The organism is Rothia nasimurium, assembly GCF_049068285.1.
Taxonomy (GTDB): Bacteria; Actinomycetota; Actinomycetes; order Actinomycetales; family Micrococcaceae; genus Rothia; species Rothia nasimurium_I.
In genome coordinates this window covers 1-15,256 of the sequence record NZ_JBLKPV010000012.1, presented here as the reverse complement: position 1 = coordinate 15,256, position 15,256 = coordinate 1, and the positions used below count along the sequence as shown (strand labels likewise).

The following is a 15,256-nucleotide window of genomic DNA, read 5'->3' as shown; positions in this document are numbered from 1 at the left end:
CCTTTATCTTTAATGACCGGTTTCAGGTGAAAGGCTCACGGCCTCAGCGCTCAGCAGGAGGTAGCTGCCCTCCTTTTCTTGTAGGACGACTCGGGCCTTCTGAAATACCGAGCCGTCCTGGATATCAATGCCCTGTTCTGCTAGGTCGGCCGAATCTCCTGGAGGGTCAAAGCCCTCAGAGGCGATGATAATGTCTGCTGTGATGCTCCCCGTCGCTGAGTCAGCGGTGAGGGTTTCGATACCGTGCAAAGAGGTCTTCATCGTCGCCAGCTGGGAGGCTGCAGGATCCTCCAGTAGCTTGCGGTCTGCCTCCGCTAGCCCTCCTCCTACAACTGCGTAGGTTGGGATGCGGTCAGGCGCGTTAGCGGCAAGGGTCTGGCTTCGAGAATCAATCAGATCAGCGATGATCTGGTGCATTTCATCAGCCTCCTGGGGGACGGCAGCAGCTGAAGGGGCTTCAGTAGCCCCCGAAGAATCTGCTGGAGGTATCTGCTCAGCTACTTCCCCTACCCCATCATCTGTTGGATGGGGGCTCCTCGATTCGGCCTCTGAAACAACCTGCTGGTGGGCTAGCTGCTGGGGCTCATCCAGAGTCACAGCCCAGTAAGCACCTCCACCTAAGAGAATCAAGAGGCCACCTATCATCAAGGCGGGAGGTTTAAAGGGCTTCTGACGGGTTCGATGAGGGCTAAAGAACCGGCTGACCACACCCCGCTGGGCTGCTGGGCGGTTAAAGTTCTGAGAGATTGCGCTGGCTGGCTTCCTGCGAAACTTTCGAGGGGGCTCGGCAGCCTCAATCGGTGGCAAAGTCGGTAGAAGCTGGTGGACGCTGGGGTGGGCGCTCAGATGCAGCTCAAGAGGCTCTGGATTAGCAGCAAACTCGAAGAGGGAAGCGATCTGGGCAAGGGTAGGTTGCTGAAACCTCATGTCAATGGCATTTTCAAGGGTTTCTGCCATAGCCTCGGTCGTACCGGGGGCCGCAAGAGGCAAGGGGGTTCTCAGGCGCTGGGCCACAGGTTTTTCACCGGTAAGGCACTGCCAGAGTATTGCAGCACAGGCAGCGGTATCGTCTGCGTAGGCCTTTGTCATGGTTGCCTCATCAGCGCTTCGGAGATCCTGATCAGGAGGCAGGAGTTTGAGGTCCCCGCCGATGGTAAAGGCTACGTCCTCAGCTCTGAGGTTTTGGTAGGCCATCTGGTGGGAGTGGAGGGACTGTAGCCCTGTGGTCAGCTGGTTGGCGATGGCCACGACCTGCCCCAGGGGAATTTTACCCCTGGCAGCGCAGTAATCAGCGAGGGTCCCCGCTTCAAGGGGCTCCAACCAGATGTGGTCAGATTCTGGCCCCTGACTGATAGCATCAACCCGGGCAACAGCCGGCAGGGTGGGTAAGGTACACAGGCGGTCGGCGACCTGCCCCTGCCCCTCCGCGACCGGCACAAGGGTGTAAATACCTGTGGGAAGATGTAGGCTCTCAGCTGTATTCCCGCTACAGCTCACAAGCCAAGCAGGATTCTGAGCCGAAGTGCCAAGGGAGAACTTGAGGTGGACGTCCGCCGGGGCAGTCTCCTGGGCCACACGGGGCACATCGCCCGATGGCTTAGATTCACCGGGGCCTAAGAGGGCAGGACGGGTGGGGCTAAGCTGTGCATTCATACACCCAGTCTTACCAAAACCAGCTCAACCCATAAGAAAGTTATCCACAGCCTAGACTATTGAGCCAGGTCAAAGCGGTGAAAGCAGTCCGTCATGCGTCCGTCAAACGGGGAAATATGATCCCTGCCGCTGGTAGTTTCCCCCGTCACCTCCCTCAAGCTCTGGTTTTACCTTTGCTTCAAAAGGGCTAATCTAGAGGGTATGGCATTAGAGTTTGAACGTGTGGGCCTGGCCCCCACCTATGTGGAATATACCGACGCCCTAGACTACCAACGGACCGTCCACGAGCAGGTGGCCAAGAAACAAAGGCAAAACACCGTTCTCCTCCTCGAACACCAAGAAGTCATCACCGCCGGGAAACGTACCGAAGACCACGAATACCCCACCGATAACCGCGTCCCCGTCATCAAAATTGACCGCGGCGGCAAGCTCACCTGGCACGGCCCCGGCCAGCTCGTCGGCTACCCCATCGTCCAGCTTCCCGAACCCATTGACGTCGTGCGCTACGTCCGTGTCATCGAAGAAGTCCTCATCAACGTCATAACCAGCCTGGGCATTACCTGCCAGCGGGTTGAAGGACGCTCCGGGGTGTGGGTCCTGGGCGACGGCGCCCTGATACCCGACAAAAAAATTGCTGCCATCGGAATCCGGGTCTCCAAAAACACCACCATGCACGGCTTCTCCATCAACTGCAACAACCCCACAGACCCCTTCAGCGCCTTCATCCCCTGCGGCATCACTGACGCAGGCGTCACCACCATCAGCGAACAGCTCGGCAGGAATATATCCCCCAACGATATCGTTGACCAGGTAGAAGCAGAATTAGCCCGCTACGCTGACCAGCTTGCTGCCAGCTTCACCCCCGAAGCCTAAGAGCGAGCCAGCCACCTACCACTTGAGCTCCCACAGGAGCAGGGCCACCCAGCCCACCCACCGGTTACCCACCACACAAAGGAGAAACCCCACCCATGAGCGCCCAGCCTGAAGGCCGTAAGCTCCTTCGCGTCGAAGCCCGCAACGCCGAAGTACCCATCGAGAAAAAGCCCTCATGGATTAAAACCAAAGCCAAGGTCGGCCCCGAATACAAGGAAATGGTAGACCTTGCCCGCGGCTCAGGCCTCCACACCGTCTGCGAAGAAGCAGGCTGCCCTAACATCTACGAATGCTGGGAAGACCGCGAAGCAACCTACCTCATCGGTGGCTCCGAATGCACCCGCCGCTGCGACTTCTGCATGATTGACACCGGCAAGCCCGTCGCCATTGACCGCACCGAACCCATCAAGGTCGCCCTCAACGTCAAGAAAATGGGCCTCCGCTACGCCACCGTCACCGGTGTTGCCCGCGATGACCTTGAGGACGGTGGCGCCTGGCTTTATGCCGAAACTATCCGCCAGATTCACCGCGTTTCCCCTAACACCGGTGTAGAAATTCTGATCCCTGACTTTAAGGGCAAGGAAGAGGACGTCCAACAGGTCATCGACGCTGCCCCCGAAGTCTTTGCCCACAACCTCGAGACTGTCCCCCGTATCTTCCGCCAGATCCGCCCTGCCTTCCGCTACGAGCGGTCCCTGGACGTCATCACTCAGGGTAAGGAAGCCGGTCTGATTACCAAGTCCAACCTGATTCTGGGCATGGGCGAAACCAACGAAGAAGTCTACGAGGCCCTCTGCGACCTGCACGATGCCGGCTGTGACCTCATTACCCTTACCCAGTACCTGCGCCCCGGCCCCCTCTTCCACCCCATCGAACGCTGGGTCAAGCCCGCCGAATTCGTAGAACTTTCTAAAATGGCTGAAGAAATCGGCTTTGCCGGAGTCATGGCAGGGCCCATGGTGCGCTCCTCCTACCGGGCAGGTAAACTCTGGGCCCGGGCTATGAAGAAGCAGGGCCGGGATATCCCCGAGCACCTCTCCCACATCGACGACACCGGCTTCGCCATGCAGGAAGCCAGCTCCCTCGTCGCTGCAGGAGCCTAATGCAAGAATCAAGCGCCCACCGGTTTCACCCGTGGGCGCTTGCCCTATAGAATGGGTTCTTATGGCAACGCCGAAAACCCCGGCGACCAAAGCCAGGTAAACCAACACACCAAAGGACACAGAAGTGGCTGAATCCCGCGAAGAGAAGAAGAAGGCCCGCGCCGAACGTCGCGCCAAGCGTGGCCCCGGCATGTTTGCCCAGATGAAGCAGGTCTACACCATGACCCGCGAACAGGACCCCAATATCCCCTGGATTCTGGCCCTCATCTTCTTCGGCACCGTCCTCATCTTCCTGCTCATCGGTCTGCTCCTGAACAACTGGATTACCTTCCTGATCCTCGGTATCCCCTTCGGCATCCTCTTCGCCGTCATGGTGCTCTCCCGCCGGGCAGAAAAAGCTGCCTTCGCCCAGCTAGAAGGCCAGCCCGGTCGCGCCGGCGCTGCCCTCTCCACCCTGCGCCGCGGCTGGATTTTTGAGCAGCAGCCCGTTGCCGTCAACAAGGCCCAGGACGTCGTCTTCCGCGCCATTGGCCGCCCCGGCATCGTCCTGGTCACCGAAGGCCCCAGCAGCCGCGTCAACGCACTGGTGCAGAAGGAAAAGCTCAAGTACGCCAAGATCCTCTCCACCGTGCCCGTCACCGTTATCAACACCGGTAACGACGAGGGCCAGGTAAGCCTCAAGCAGCTGACCAAGACCATGAATAAGCTGCCCAAGCAGCTCACCCAGCAGGAGATGCACCAGGTAGCAAACCGGATCGAATCGCTCTCCAAGCACAACAGCATGTTGAACTCTATCCCCAAGGGTATTGACCCCATGCGGATGCGCCCTGACCGCAAGGGAATGCGCTAAAACCATACGCAAAGGCCCGGTTCCTCGGAACCGGGCCTTTGTGGTATCTGGCTACTTTGAAGATTGTTGCTTCTTACTGGACTTGTACCAGTTCAGGATAAAGACGTAGGCAACCAGGGCCAGGGTAATCTGCATCATGTACTTATCTATGGTCTGGAGGGTGGGCTGGATGCCTTCCCCAAAGGTCAGACCCAGATAAAGGTAGAAGCACTTATTAGCCAGGGCAAGCAGGTAAATATAGACACCAATCATCCAGGCCTTGACCTTCCTGATCCCGGCGATAGCCACCAGAATTGTAGCGGGAATCGGGGAGAAGGGAACGAAGCCCAAGGCCAGGCAGAAGAGGAGATGGCGTTCAACAAAGCCCTCTAGTTTGCGGTACCACAGGGGGGTATGGCTGGCGAAAATCCAAGAGATGAACTCCTGGCCCCAGTGCTTGCCCATAAAGTAGTACACAATCAAGAACTTGATATGGCTCAGGGCTGCCAACAGGGCCAGCCCTGACCAGAGCAGGACATTCTGCTGGTTCTGGGCCGCTGTAATCAGCGTACCGATTCCCGAACCCGTCAGAAGGGCCAGCAACCAGGGGGCATTCACCATCAGATTCGGGCGCAAGGGAATCATAACCAGGGAGAAGACCGTCATCACACCCAGCAGGGTCAAAAGAATCTTGTCTATCTTCCCCGGGTGAAGCAAAAAGTTCGGTAAGGACGGATCCTGCCCAGCTTGCGTGCCCCCATGAGGCTCCCCGAAAGTTTGCTCTTCAGCAGCCCCTAGGTGCTGTTCGTTCAGCCCCTCACCAGCAGCCTGCGCCGGGGCCGGGGCGTCCTGATTCTGCCCAGGTGTACCCCCACCGGGGTTACGGTTATCAGACATCAGCCCCTCCTATCGAATCATCACAAGAATAGTGTGCCGGGCCTGGTCATGAAGCCCCCGCTGGTTAGCGTCCATAATCACCACCGGCAGAACAAGCATCACAAGAGACTGGCGAATACCAGCTGACATCCAACCAGCAGGCTGCCCGTCCAGGCGCTGGACCTGCATCCCAAACACCAGATGCCCCACGGTATGGCCCATAAAACCAACACAAGCCACCATATACAGCCAAAAAACTAGAATCTGGGAAACATCAAAAGTCACAGAATCAATCCCGGCAAGAACAGACTGCTTCAAGAGCCAGAAAAGCCCAGCAACCAAGAACCAATCACAACAAAAAGCAAGCAGACGCCGCATAGGTCGGGCAATGGACCCCGGCCCACTTTGAGGACGGCCCATCCCCTGGCCCGGATAATCCAAATCAGTAGGGGCCCCATCGACCCAGGAACCCAAATCTTTTCTCGAAACCATAACACCTAACCTTACCGGCACCTGCCCCACCAGCCGCACAACACCAAGGCACCGACGTCCTAGAATCTGAGAAAGACTCCCCCACACCGCATACACTAGAAGAACCCCCTCGGGGCCAGCCCGTAACCGAAGCGCAACTATCAAAGCCCCTGACGTTACAGAAGCGAAACATAAGCGACACTTCAGAGCAAAATAACCAGCCTAGGCTAGGTAACAACAAACAGGGAGCCCAGACCAGGGTCCCGGGTCGCCACAACTCAAGGAGAACAACCGACCATGTTCACAACCGCACAGGAAGTCCTCGACTTCATCAAGAACGAAGACATCAAGTTCGTTGACATCCGCTTCACCGACCTGCCCGGTGTACAGCAGCACTTCAACCTGCCCGCCAAGGCCATCGACGAAGACTTCTTCACCGTAGGCCAGATGTTCGACGGCTCTTCCATCCGCGGCTTCCAGGGCATCGCCGAATCAGACATGCAGCTGATCCCCGACGTCGCCACCTGCTACGTTGACCCCTTCCGCCTTGAAAAGACCCTGGTCGTCACCGGCTCCATCGTTAACCCCCGCACCGGCGAGTCCTACCACCGCGACCCCCGCGGTGTTGCAGAGCGTGCCGAAGAATACCTGAAGTCAACCGGCATTGCCGACACCGCCTTCTTCGCTTCCGAAGCTGAATTCTTCGTTTTTGAAAACGTCCAGCACGAAGTCACCCCCCAGTCCGTCTTCTTCAAGATCGACTCCGACGAGGCTCCCTGGAACTCCGGCCGCGCCGAAGAAGGCGGCAACCTGGGCAACAAGACCCTCACCAAGGGCGGCTACTTCCCCGTCTCCCCCGTCGACAAGCAGGCTGACCTGCGTGACGCCATGTGCGTAGCCCTTGACGAAGTGGGCCTTGAAGTAGAGCGTTCCCACCACGAAGTAGGCGCCCCCGGCCAGGCTGAGATCAACTACAAGTTCTCCACCCTCACCCAGGCCGCTGACGACCTGCTCAAGTTCAAGTACGTCATCAAGAACACCGCCGACGCCTGGGGCAAGACCGTTACCTTCATGCCCAAGCCCGTCTTCGGCGATAACGGTTCAGGTATGCACTGCCACCAGTCCCTGTGGCAGGACGGTGAGCCCCTCTTCTACGACGAGCGCGGCTACGCAGGCCTGTCAGATATCGCCCGCTGGTACATTGGCGGCCTGATTGAGCACTCCTCAGCAGTGCTGGCCTTCACCAACCCCACCGTCAACTCCTACAAGCGCCTGGTTCCCGGCTATGAGGCCCCCGTCAACATGGTCTACTCCCAGGGCAACCGCTCAGCCGGTATCCGCATCCCCATCACCGGCACCAACCCCAAGGCTAAGCGTCTTGAGTTCCGCGCCCCGGACCCCTCCTCCAACCCCTACCTGGCCTTCGCTGCCCAGCTCATGGCCGGCCTGGACGGTATCCGCAACCGCATTGAACCCCCTGCCCCCATCGATAAGGACCTCTACGAGCTGCCCGCCGAAGAAGCAGCAGACATCAAGAAGGCCCCTGCCAACCTTGAAGAAGCCCTGGCAGCCCTCGAAGCTGACCACGACTTCCTCCTGGCCGGTGACGTCTTCACCGAAGACCTCATCTCAGCCTGGATCGACTACAAGCGTACCAACGAGCTGGCCCCCCTCTCCCTGGTGCCCCACCCCCTCGAATACCAGCTCTACTACGGCGTCTAAGCCCGAGTAAACTTAGATAAGTAGCACAAAGCCGCGCTAGGCGTCCGCCCAGAAAGGACGTCCCAGCGCGGCTTTTGCGCCCCAGCAAGATCCCACGAAAGGCCCCCATGAGCACCAAGGCAACCATCCTCGAAGGCCGCTCCACCATCTACCGCAACGAAGTCTTCCAAACCGGCCTCATGAGCCAGCTCCTCGACGGAATCTACGACGGAGACATGACCATCGGCGAACTCCTGGGCCACGGTAACTTCGGGGTGGGCACCTTTGACGGGCTCGACGGTGAAATGATCGTACTCGATGGCACCTGCTACCAGATGCGCCACGACGGGTCCATCTCGCTGGCCTCCCTCGATCAGAAGACCCCCTTTGCGGTCATCACCAACTTCGTCCCCGCCATCAAACGGGACCTGCCCACCAACCTGCTGCGTACCTCAGCCAGCCAGGTGCTCGATCATTTCACCCTGTCAGATAACTACATGTACGCCATCAAAATTGTGGGCGACTTCGAGTGGGTGCGCACCCGAACCGTCAAGAAGCAGGAAAAGCCCTACCCCAAGATGGTTGACGCCGTTGAAGGTGAAGACATCGTGCAGTTCGATGATGTCTCCGGCACCATCGTGGGCTTCCGCACCCCCATCTATGAGCAAGGTATTGGGGTGCCCGGCTGCCACGCCCACTTTATTGACGATGAGCGCACCCGCGGCGGCCACGTCATCGACTTCAAGCTACGCAGCGCCCACGTTGAAATCTGCCCCGGCACCGGTCTGCGCCTGCACCTGCCCCTCAACGAAGCCTTCTCAAATGCAGACCTGTCTCCCGAAGACCTCGCAGACCAAATCTCTAAGGCTGAGAAGCACTAAAACCTAGCCAGACCAAGGGGAGACAATTCCGTGCCCTCTTGAGTGCTCGCTCGCTCGCACCCGGGCACTCCATCCAGAAGATTTGGCTGATCAGATTTCAAAGGCTGAGAAGCACTAGGGACGGACAGTTACCCCGGGTAGAAATGCTTCTCATAGACCGCCCGGGCCTGGCGGGTGATGCGCAGATAGTCATCCTCAAGCACACGGGCTGAGTTGGGCGGGTAGCCACACCAGCGGGCAATAGCTTCAAGGTCAGGACGGGTCGTGGTGAGGGTGTCCGAGGCCCGGCCGGTCCGCAGCACGTTCAGGCCCCGAATCTTTGAGGCCAGTTTCCAGGCTGATTCCAGTAGCTCGGCGTCCTCAAGCGGAAGCAGGCCCTCCTGGGCAGCTGCCCGCAGGGCTTTGAGGGTTGAGGTCGTCCTCATACCCTCAACCCGGTGGGCGTGCTGGAGCTGGAGTAGCTGAACCAGCCACTCTACGTCCGTCAGCCCACCGCGGCCCAGTTTCAGCTGGCGGGTCTTATCAGCGCCCCGGGGCATCCGTTCATTCTCAACTCGGGCCTTCATCCGCCGTATCTCTGTCACCTTCTCCGGCCCGAACGTCTCAGGGTAGCGGTAGGGGGCAATCAGCTCAACAAAGGCCTGGCCGACCTCCTCCGCCCCGGCAAAGGGCCTGGCCCGCAGCAGGGCCTGGAACTCCCAGGTATCAGCCCAACGCTGGTAGTACTCCCGGAAGGAATCCAGCGAGCGCACCATGGCCCCGGATTTTCCTTCGGGCCGCAGGTCGGCATCAATTTCGAGCACCTTCTCGGCCCGGATGGGCGGGGTAGTGGGCTGTTTGAGCAGGGTGACCATGCGGTTAATGAGGTCTGTGGCCTCAGCCTGGGCGGCTTTCTCGTCTGCGCCGTCCTTGGGGCTGTGAACGTAGATGAGATCGGAGTCCGAACCGTAGCCGATTTCTGCTCCGCCCTGCCTACCCATGGCAATGACGGCTACCTCGGTGAGCGGCTGCCGCCCGTCCACAAATAGTTCACGAGTTGCAATAGCCAAGGCCGCCCGAATGGCCCCCTGGTCAATATCGGAGAGGCCACGGGCAACCTCAGCATTTGAGTTTAGGCCCAGGGCCTCCCCCATGGCCAGGCGCAGAATCTCACGCCTGCGGGCCATGCGCACGGCCCGGATCGCCTCGGCGGTTTCTGGGTGCCGGTTCAGGTGGGAGCGTAATTCCCCAATGATGACCTCGGTTTCCCGGGGTTTGAGGTCTTCTGCCTTGTCCAGCCAGGCAATGGGGTCGGGGACGTCTTCGAGCAGGTCGGAGATGAAGCGGGAGGATGAGAGCAGGGTGCAGAGGCGTTCGGCGGCGGCCGGTGAGTCTCGGAGCATACGCAGGTACCAGGGGGTGCCTCCCAGGGACTCGCTGACCCGGCGGAAGCCGAGCAGGCCGGCGTCCGGATCTACCCCCTGGGTAAACCAGCCCAGCAGAACGGGCATGAGGGTGCGCTGAATTTCGGCGGAGCGGCGCAGGCCCTTGGTCAGGGCCTCGATGTGGCCCATAGCCCGGCGGGGGTCCTTGTAGCCCAGGGCCGCCAGGCGGTCTTGGGCAGCTTGGGGGGTCAGGGCCACTTCGTCCTTGGACAGGTGGGCCACAGCGGCCAGGAGGGGCCGGAAGAAGAGCCGCTCGTGCAGGGATTTGACGGCCCGCTTGATGCTGGCCCACTGTTTGAGCATGTCTTCTTCGGTGAGGTGGGTGTTAGTCACGGGCGAGCTGAGGGCCCGGGCCAGGGCCCGCCGGTCGTTCTCCTTGGCCGGCATGAGGTGGGTGCGGCGCATGTAGAGCAGCTGGATCCGGTGTTCCATGACGCGTAGGGTGGCGTAGTTTTCGGCGAAGTCTTGGGCGTCGGCCCGGCCGATGAAGCTGGCCTTGGCCAGGGCGGTGATGGAGTCGGTGGTGGTTTGGGTGCGGACGCTCTCGTCGGTGCGCCCGTGGACGAGCTGCAGCAGCTGGACGGTGAACTCAACATCGCGCAGGCCGCCCGGGCCCAGCTTAATTTGGCGGTCAACTTCAGCAGCCGGGATGTTATCGGTGACCCGGCGCCGCATGGCCTGCACGGACTCGACAAAGGACTCGCGGGCAGCTGATTCCCAGACGAAGGGTCGCATGGCACGGGCCCAGCGGACGCCTAGCTCGGGGGTACCTGCGATGGGGCGGGCCTTGAGCAGGGCCTGGAACTCCCAGTTTTCTGCCCAGCGTTTGTAGTAGGTGACGTAGGAGTCAATGGTGCGGACGAGGGCGCCGTCCTTCCCTTCGGGGCGGAGGTTGGCGTCCACTTCCCAGAGGGCAGGTTCGGGGGCCGGGGCCATAATGGCCTTGGAGAGGGCGTGGACCAGTTCGGTACCGATTTGGGTGAGTTGGTTTTCGGTCAGGGGGGTGAAGTCGTCGGGTAGATCGGCTAAGGGTTTGTGGGCAACAACGTAGACCACATCCACGTCAGAGATGTAGTTGAGTTCCCGGGCCCCACATTTGCCCATGCCGATGATGGCCAGTTCTACGGCTGAAACATCAAGCGGGTTGCGGGTGGCTGAGACCTCAGCCCGGGCTATGGCAAGGGCCCCTTCGAGGGCGGCTGCTGCTAGGTCGGCTAGTTGACGGCCGACGGTGGGCATATATTGGACCGGGACGAAGCTGGTGAGGTCCTTGATAGCGATGTCTGTGATGGCGCGACGGTAGGCAACGCGCAGGGCGGTGTAGGCCTCTTTGCCGGTGAGGGTAGCGACTGGGGTGGCGGCGGTGGGGTCGGCCCCGACGGCCGTCAGCAGGTCGGTGCGGTAGGCAGTATCGAGCGGGGCGATTGGGGTGAGGTTTTCGCTGTCGGTTTCCGGCAGGAGGGAGGAGGGGGTGTCGTAGGCAGGGTGGGTTATCTGCTCTGTTTCGAGTAGGTCTGTGTGTTCTGGGTGGCGGATCAGGAATTCGCCCAGGGCTTCGGAGCCGCCCAGAAGGCGGTAGAGGGCCTCAGCCTGGGCTCCCCGGGCAGCTAGCTGGGCTATGTGGGGGGCCCGTTCGATGAGGCGGACGAGGGCAGGCAGGGCGATATCGGGTGAGGGCGCCAGCCTCAGCCCTTCGAAGAGGGCAGCCCGGTCGATTCCTTCTAGTTCCCGGGAGTTGAGCCATCTGGCGCTCTTTGCCGCATCAAAGAAGCCCACAGCCGCCATTTCGCTGACGAGCCGTAGCTGGGCCTTGCGCTCTTCTTCAGCTTTGCGGGCGAGGTCTTCGGCGGTGGGGGGTGTGGTGTTGTTGGCTGTCACCGGCGCTGGCTCCTTGGGTGAGGTGTCTGTGTCAGGTGTCTGAAGGCTGGGGCTGGGGTGGCTTGAATGGGAAGGCGCAGGGCTCATGGTGAGCCCTGCGCCTGCACGGGGGTTAGAGGATTCCGAGGTTGGATTTGAGTTCGTAGGGGGTTACTTCTGCCCGGAAAGCATTCCAGTCGCGTCGCTTGTTCCGCAGGAACTGTTCGAAGACCTGCTCGCCCAGGGTTTCTGCCATGAACTCGGAGTCTTCGGTGCGGTGGATAGCGTCGTAGAGGGAGGAGGGCAGGGCATGGTAGCCCATAGCCCGACGTTCGGCGCTGGTCATGGCTGAAATATCTTCTGTCACAGCGGCACTGGGCAGTTCGTACTCATTTTCAATGCCCTTGAGGCCAGCAGCCAGAATGACGGCGTAGGCCAGGTAGGGGTTGGCTGCTGAGTCGATGCCGCGGTATTCCATGCGGGCTGACTGCATCTTGTTGGGCTTGTAGAGGGGGACCCGAACCAGGGCGGAGCGGTTGTTGTGGCCCCAGGAGACGTAGGAGGGGGCTTCTCCGCCGCCCCAGAGGCGCTTGTAGGAGTTCACGAACTGGTTGGTCACTGAGGTGAACTCGGGGGCGTGGCGCAGGACGCCGGCAATAAAGTGCTTGGCGGTGCGGGAGAGCTGATACTCGGCCCCGGCTTCAAAGAAGGCGTTAGTGTCGCCCTCAAAGAGGGAGAAGTGGGTGTGCATACCTGAGCCGGCGTGCTCGGTGAAGGGCTTGGGCATGAAGGTGGCGTAGATACCCTGGGAGAGGGCTACTTCCTTGATGACAGTGCGGAAGCTCATGATGTTATCGGCAGTTTGCAGGGCATCTGCGTGGCGCAGGTCGATTTCGTTCTGGCCGGGGCCGGTCTCGTGGTGGGAGAACTCCACGGAGATTCCGATTTCTTCCAGGGTGGTTACGGCCTTGCGGCGGAAGTCCTGGACGACGCCGCCTGGGGTGTGGTCGAAGTAGCTTTCGGAATCGACGGGTTCGGGGAAGCCGTTGGGGCCGAGTTCCTTGGACTTGAGCAGGTAGAACTCGATCTCGGGTGAGGTGTAGCAGGTAAAGCCCATACCGGCGGCCTTGGAGAGAACCTTTTTGAGAACGCCCCGGGTATCTGAGGCGCTTGGCTCCCCGTCGGGGGTGAGGATGTCGCAGAACATGCGGGAGGTCGGCTCTTCGTCCCCCCGCCAGGGCAGGACCTGGAAGGTTGAGGGATCCGGCTGCAGGAGCATGTCTGATTCGTAGACGCGAGAAAGGCCCTCAATGGAGGAACCGTCAAAACCAATGCCCTCGTCAAAGGCTGATTCAACCTCGGCTGGAGCAATAGCCACTGATTTTAGCTGACCCACCACGTCGGTGAACCAGAGACGGACAAATCGCACATTGCGCTCTTCAATGGTGCGTAATACGAATTCTTGCTGACGGTCCATGTACTCATCCGTTCGTTTTCGTCGTCGAAGCACCTGCCCCACGGTGGGCAGGTCGTATCTTCCCTACCCACCACTCTAAGCCCTGAAGGGCGGTCAAACCCGCCAGGCACGCGTCCTGAGCCCAAACGGTTACGCCTCAGGAAACTTTAGTTTCACCCAGTGAGATATCGCCCCGCGCCCCACCCCCGCCAGTTCCTGAAGACAGGCTAGAGTAGAGAGCATGAGCACGGAAGAAACAGCGCCCTACGGCACCGCCGCCCCCGGGATTCCCTCCCCCGCCTCCCCGACCGAAACAAGTAGCGTCCTGGACGTCAAGAAGGTCCGCACTATCCACCTTCAGCAGGCTAAGGAGGCCGGTGAGAAATTTGCTATGCTCACCAGCTACGACGCTTTGACTGCCACCATTTTTGATCAGGCTGGTATCGACCTTTTGCTGATTGGCGATTCGGCCGGCAATAACGTCCTGGGGCACGAATCCACCCTGACGATTACCGTTGATGAGATGCTCCCCCTGGTCAAGGCTGTCTCCTCAGCTGCCCGCCGGGCCCTGGTGGTTGCCGATTTGCCCTTTGGCTCCTATGAACAGTCCCCCACCCAGGCTGTGGCTACCGCTGTGCGTTTCATGAAGGAGGGCGGGGCCCACGCCATTAAGATGGAGGCAACCGCCCACCACACAGAGCACGTTCGGGCCCTGGTGGCAGCCGGGGTTCCCGTCATGGCTCATATAGGTTTTACCCCCCAGTCTGAGCACGCCCTGGGTGGTTTTAGGGTACAAGGACGAAGCGGTGGGCAGGTGCTCATGGACACCGCCTTGGCCCTGGAAGAGGCCGGGGCTTTCTGTCTGCTGATGGAAATGACCCGCTCAGATGTTGCAGCTGAGATTGACCGGGCCGTGAAGATCCCCATTATCGGCATTGGGGCGGGGGCGGACGTCAGTGGCCAGGTACTGGTCTGGCAGGACGCCTTTGGCCTTCGCCAGGGCAAGATGGCCCGCTTCGTCAAGCAGTACGCCAACCTCTTTGAGATCTTGAGCGAGGGCGCTGCCGCCTACCGGGCAGACGTGCGCTCAGGGGCCTACCCGGCAGCGGAACACCGATTCGACAGCTAAGGACAGACTGTAGTGGAAGAGCTCATCAAGTCAAAAGAACGGGTTCAACAACACGGGGAGGTTTTTACCCCCACCTGGATGGTGGACCTAATGTTGGATATTCCCGAAGTTCAAGAAGCTACAAAAACTATTGACGCGACCTTCTTAGAACCAGCCGCAGGCGATGGGAATTTTCTAGTCGCCCTGCTGACCCGTAAGCTGGCGGCTGTGGACAAACTGTACTCACAAGATATTGAGCAGGCCAAACGCGAGTCTCTTTGGGCCTTGGCTTCAATCTACGGAATAGAGTTTCTCAAAGATAACCACTATCGCGCCCAAGAACGTATGTTGACCACCTACAGCGATTGGTGGAATAAGACGGTAGGCAGTGCCTTAGACTCTCAGAACGACTTTTACCTCTCGGCCAAATTTTTAATCGAGAAAAATATCGTTCGGGGCGATACTTTGGAGCAAAAACACCCGGAGACTAAAGACCCGATTCTCTTTTTTGAGTGGAAACGAACTCACGTTCCCATGCAGGTTAGCTATCGCCAGGAAAGGCTAGATAGAGGCCTGGAAACGAGTGAAAACCTAGGCAGCTTCTACGCTGAAGGTTCAGGGTACCAACAGGCCGTAGCTGAATCCATGTTTTCTCTGGACTCTGATCTAGAAAACACATTGCTTGAGGGCACAATCGAACTTACTAAAGTATATCAGTTGGAGGAAAAATAATGCTTGCGACCAGCAATTTTGACTTCTTGAAACTTGATACCCAGCTCAACGAGTTGCTACGGACAGCACAAGAAGCTGAGAAAAATTATGCCTACGGTGATTATGAAGGTGTTATTGGTAAATCACGAAAGATTTCTGAGCATCTCGTAAACTACATAGGGCGCAGTCTCAACATTTGCTTTGACGATTATGAAACTTTTGCCCAGAGACTTCGGAAAATAAAAGCCCATACCCCCAAGGATGTTGTTGATTCCATCTATATAGTAAAAGATGGTGGTAACACGGCAGTTCA

General features: G+C 59.3%; 13 protein-coding genes. 8 read left to right on the top strand and 5 right to left on the bottom strand.

The genetic code is table 11. The annotated features are described in order from the left end of the window. Positions 1 to 9 precede the first annotated feature (9 nt). Positions 10 to 1,653 carry a hypothetical protein gene (locus ACMXX3_RS10175; protein WP_421084597.1) on the bottom strand — a complete coding sequence of 548 codons (1,644 nt, stop codon included), beginning with the start codon at positions 1,651 to 1,653 and terminating at the stop codon, positions 10 to 12. Positions 1,654 to 1,854: 201 nt separating this feature from the next. Between ACMXX3_RS10175 and lipB the strand changes: the two genes are divergently transcribed. The 3 genes from lipB to ACMXX3_RS10160 all read left to right on the top strand — a co-directional run bounded on the left by lipB (position 1,855) and on the right by ACMXX3_RS10160 (position 4,479). Further along, on the top strand, positions 1,855 to 2,526 hold the full coding sequence (gene lipB / locus ACMXX3_RS10170; RefSeq protein WP_421084596.1) for a lipoyl(octanoyl) transferase LipB: 672 nt from the start codon (positions 1,855 to 1,857) through the stop codon (positions 2,524 to 2,526). 95 nt (positions 2,527 to 2,621) lie between these two features. After that, the gene (lipA, locus tag ACMXX3_RS10165) at positions 2,622 to 3,629 is read left to right on the top strand and encodes a lipoyl synthase (protein ID WP_421084595.1); all 1,008 of its coding nucleotides are present in this window, start codon (positions 2,622 to 2,624) and stop codon (positions 3,627 to 3,629) included. A gap of 124 nt (positions 3,630 to 3,753) precedes the next feature. Next, entirely contained in the window at positions 3,754 to 4,479 is a 726-nt protein-coding gene (locus tag ACMXX3_RS10160; protein ID WP_421084594.1) for a DUF4191 domain-containing protein, read from the top strand. A gap of 51 nt (positions 4,480 to 4,530) precedes the next feature. Here the strand turns inward: ACMXX3_RS10160 and ACMXX3_RS10155 are convergent, their stop codons facing one another. Together ACMXX3_RS10155 and ACMXX3_RS10150 are read right to left on the bottom strand one after the other, a co-directional pair. Next, positions 4,531 to 5,355, bottom strand: a complete 825-nt coding sequence (locus ACMXX3_RS10155) for a hypothetical protein (RefSeq protein ID WP_421084593.1) — start codon at positions 5,353 to 5,355, stop codon at positions 4,531 to 4,533. 9 nt (positions 5,356 to 5,364) lie between these two features. After that, positions 5,365 to 5,826: an RDD family protein gene (locus ACMXX3_RS10150; protein ID WP_421084592.1), complete on the bottom strand. Its 462-nt coding sequence runs from the start codon at positions 5,824 to 5,826 to the stop codon at positions 5,365 to 5,367. 276 nt (positions 5,827 to 6,102) lie between these two features. On the opposite strand from ACMXX3_RS10150, the gene glnA (ACMXX3_RS10145) reads away from it, so the two are divergent. Continuing rightward, complete coding sequence (gene glnA, locus ACMXX3_RS10145; protein WP_421084591.1) at positions 6,103 to 7,527, top strand: type I glutamate--ammonia ligase; 1,425 nt, start codon at positions 6,103 to 6,105, stop codon at positions 7,525 to 7,527. Positions 7,528 to 7,634: 107 nt separating this feature from the next. Next, complete coding sequence (budA, locus tag ACMXX3_RS10140; protein WP_421084590.1) at positions 7,635 to 8,387, top strand: acetolactate decarboxylase; 753 nt, start codon at positions 7,635 to 7,637, stop codon at positions 8,385 to 8,387. A 128-nt stretch (positions 8,388 to 8,515) separates the two neighbouring features. Here budA and ACMXX3_RS10135 read toward each other — a convergent pair whose 3' ends face one another. After that, entirely contained in the window at positions 8,516 to 11,689 is a 3,174-nt protein-coding gene (locus ACMXX3_RS10135) for a bifunctional [glutamine synthetase] adenylyltransferase/[glutamine synthetase]-adenylyl-L-tyrosine phosphorylase (protein ID WP_421084589.1), read from the bottom strand. Positions 11,690 to 11,801: 112 nt separating this feature from the next. Continuing rightward, positions 11,802 to 13,145, bottom strand: a complete 1,344-nt coding sequence (glnA, locus tag ACMXX3_RS10130) for a type I glutamate--ammonia ligase (protein WP_421084588.1) — start codon at positions 13,143 to 13,145, stop codon at positions 11,802 to 11,804. A gap of 220 nt (positions 13,146 to 13,365) precedes the next feature. Here glnA (ACMXX3_RS10130) and panB point away from each other — a divergent pair, with 220 nt between their 5' ends. The 3 genes from panB to ACMXX3_RS10115 all read left to right on the top strand — a co-directional run. After that, positions 13,366 to 14,253, top strand: coding sequence for a 3-methyl-2-oxobutanoate hydroxymethyltransferase (panB, locus tag ACMXX3_RS10125; protein WP_421084587.1), 888 nt, complete (start codon positions 13,366 to 13,368; stop codon positions 14,251 to 14,253). Positions 14,254 to 14,265: 12 nt separating this feature from the next. Further along, positions 14,266 to 14,964, top strand: a complete 699-nt coding sequence (locus ACMXX3_RS10120) for a hypothetical protein (RefSeq protein WP_421084586.1) — start codon at positions 14,266 to 14,268, stop codon at positions 14,962 to 14,964. Beyond that, positions 14,964 to 15,256, top strand: a 293-nt coding sequence (locus ACMXX3_RS10115) for a hypothetical protein (protein WP_421084585.1), incomplete at its 3' end; no start/stop codon positions are given. The genes ACMXX3_RS10120 and ACMXX3_RS10115, both read left to right, overlap by 1 nt.

Excerpts from the sequence above, each read along its gene's own strand:
- glnA (WP_421084591.1), top strand. The coding sequence starts at position 6,103 with ATGTTCACAACCGCACAGGAAGTCCTCGACTTCATCAAGAACGAAGAC.
- lipB (WP_421084596.1), top strand. The coding sequence starts at position 1,855 with ATGGCATTAGAGTTTGAACGTGTGGGCCTGGCCCCCACCTATGTGGAA.
- ACMXX3_RS10150 (WP_421084592.1), bottom strand. The coding sequence starts at position 5,826 with ATGGTTTCGAGAAAAGATTTGGGTTCCTGGGTCGATGGGGCCCCTACT.
- glnA (WP_421084588.1), bottom strand. The coding sequence starts at position 13,145 with ATGGACCGTCAGCAAGAATTCGTATTACGCACCATTGAAGAGCGCAAT.
- panB (WP_421084587.1), top strand. The coding sequence starts at position 13,366 with ATGAGCACGGAAGAAACAGCGCCCTACGGCACCGCCGCCCCCGGGATT.
- budA (WP_421084590.1), top strand. The coding sequence starts at position 7,635 with ATGAGCACCAAGGCAACCATCCTCGAAGGCCGCTCCACCATCTACCGC.
- ACMXX3_RS10175 (WP_421084597.1), bottom strand. The coding sequence starts at position 1,653 with ATGAATGCACAGCTTAGCCCCACCCGTCCTGCCCTCTTAGGCCCCGGT.
- ACMXX3_RS10155 (WP_421084593.1), bottom strand. The coding sequence starts at position 5,355 with ATGTCTGATAACCGTAACCCCGGTGGGGGTACACCTGGGCAGAATCAG.
- lipA (WP_421084595.1), top strand. The coding sequence starts at position 2,622 with ATGAGCGCCCAGCCTGAAGGCCGTAAGCTCCTTCGCGTCGAAGCCCGC.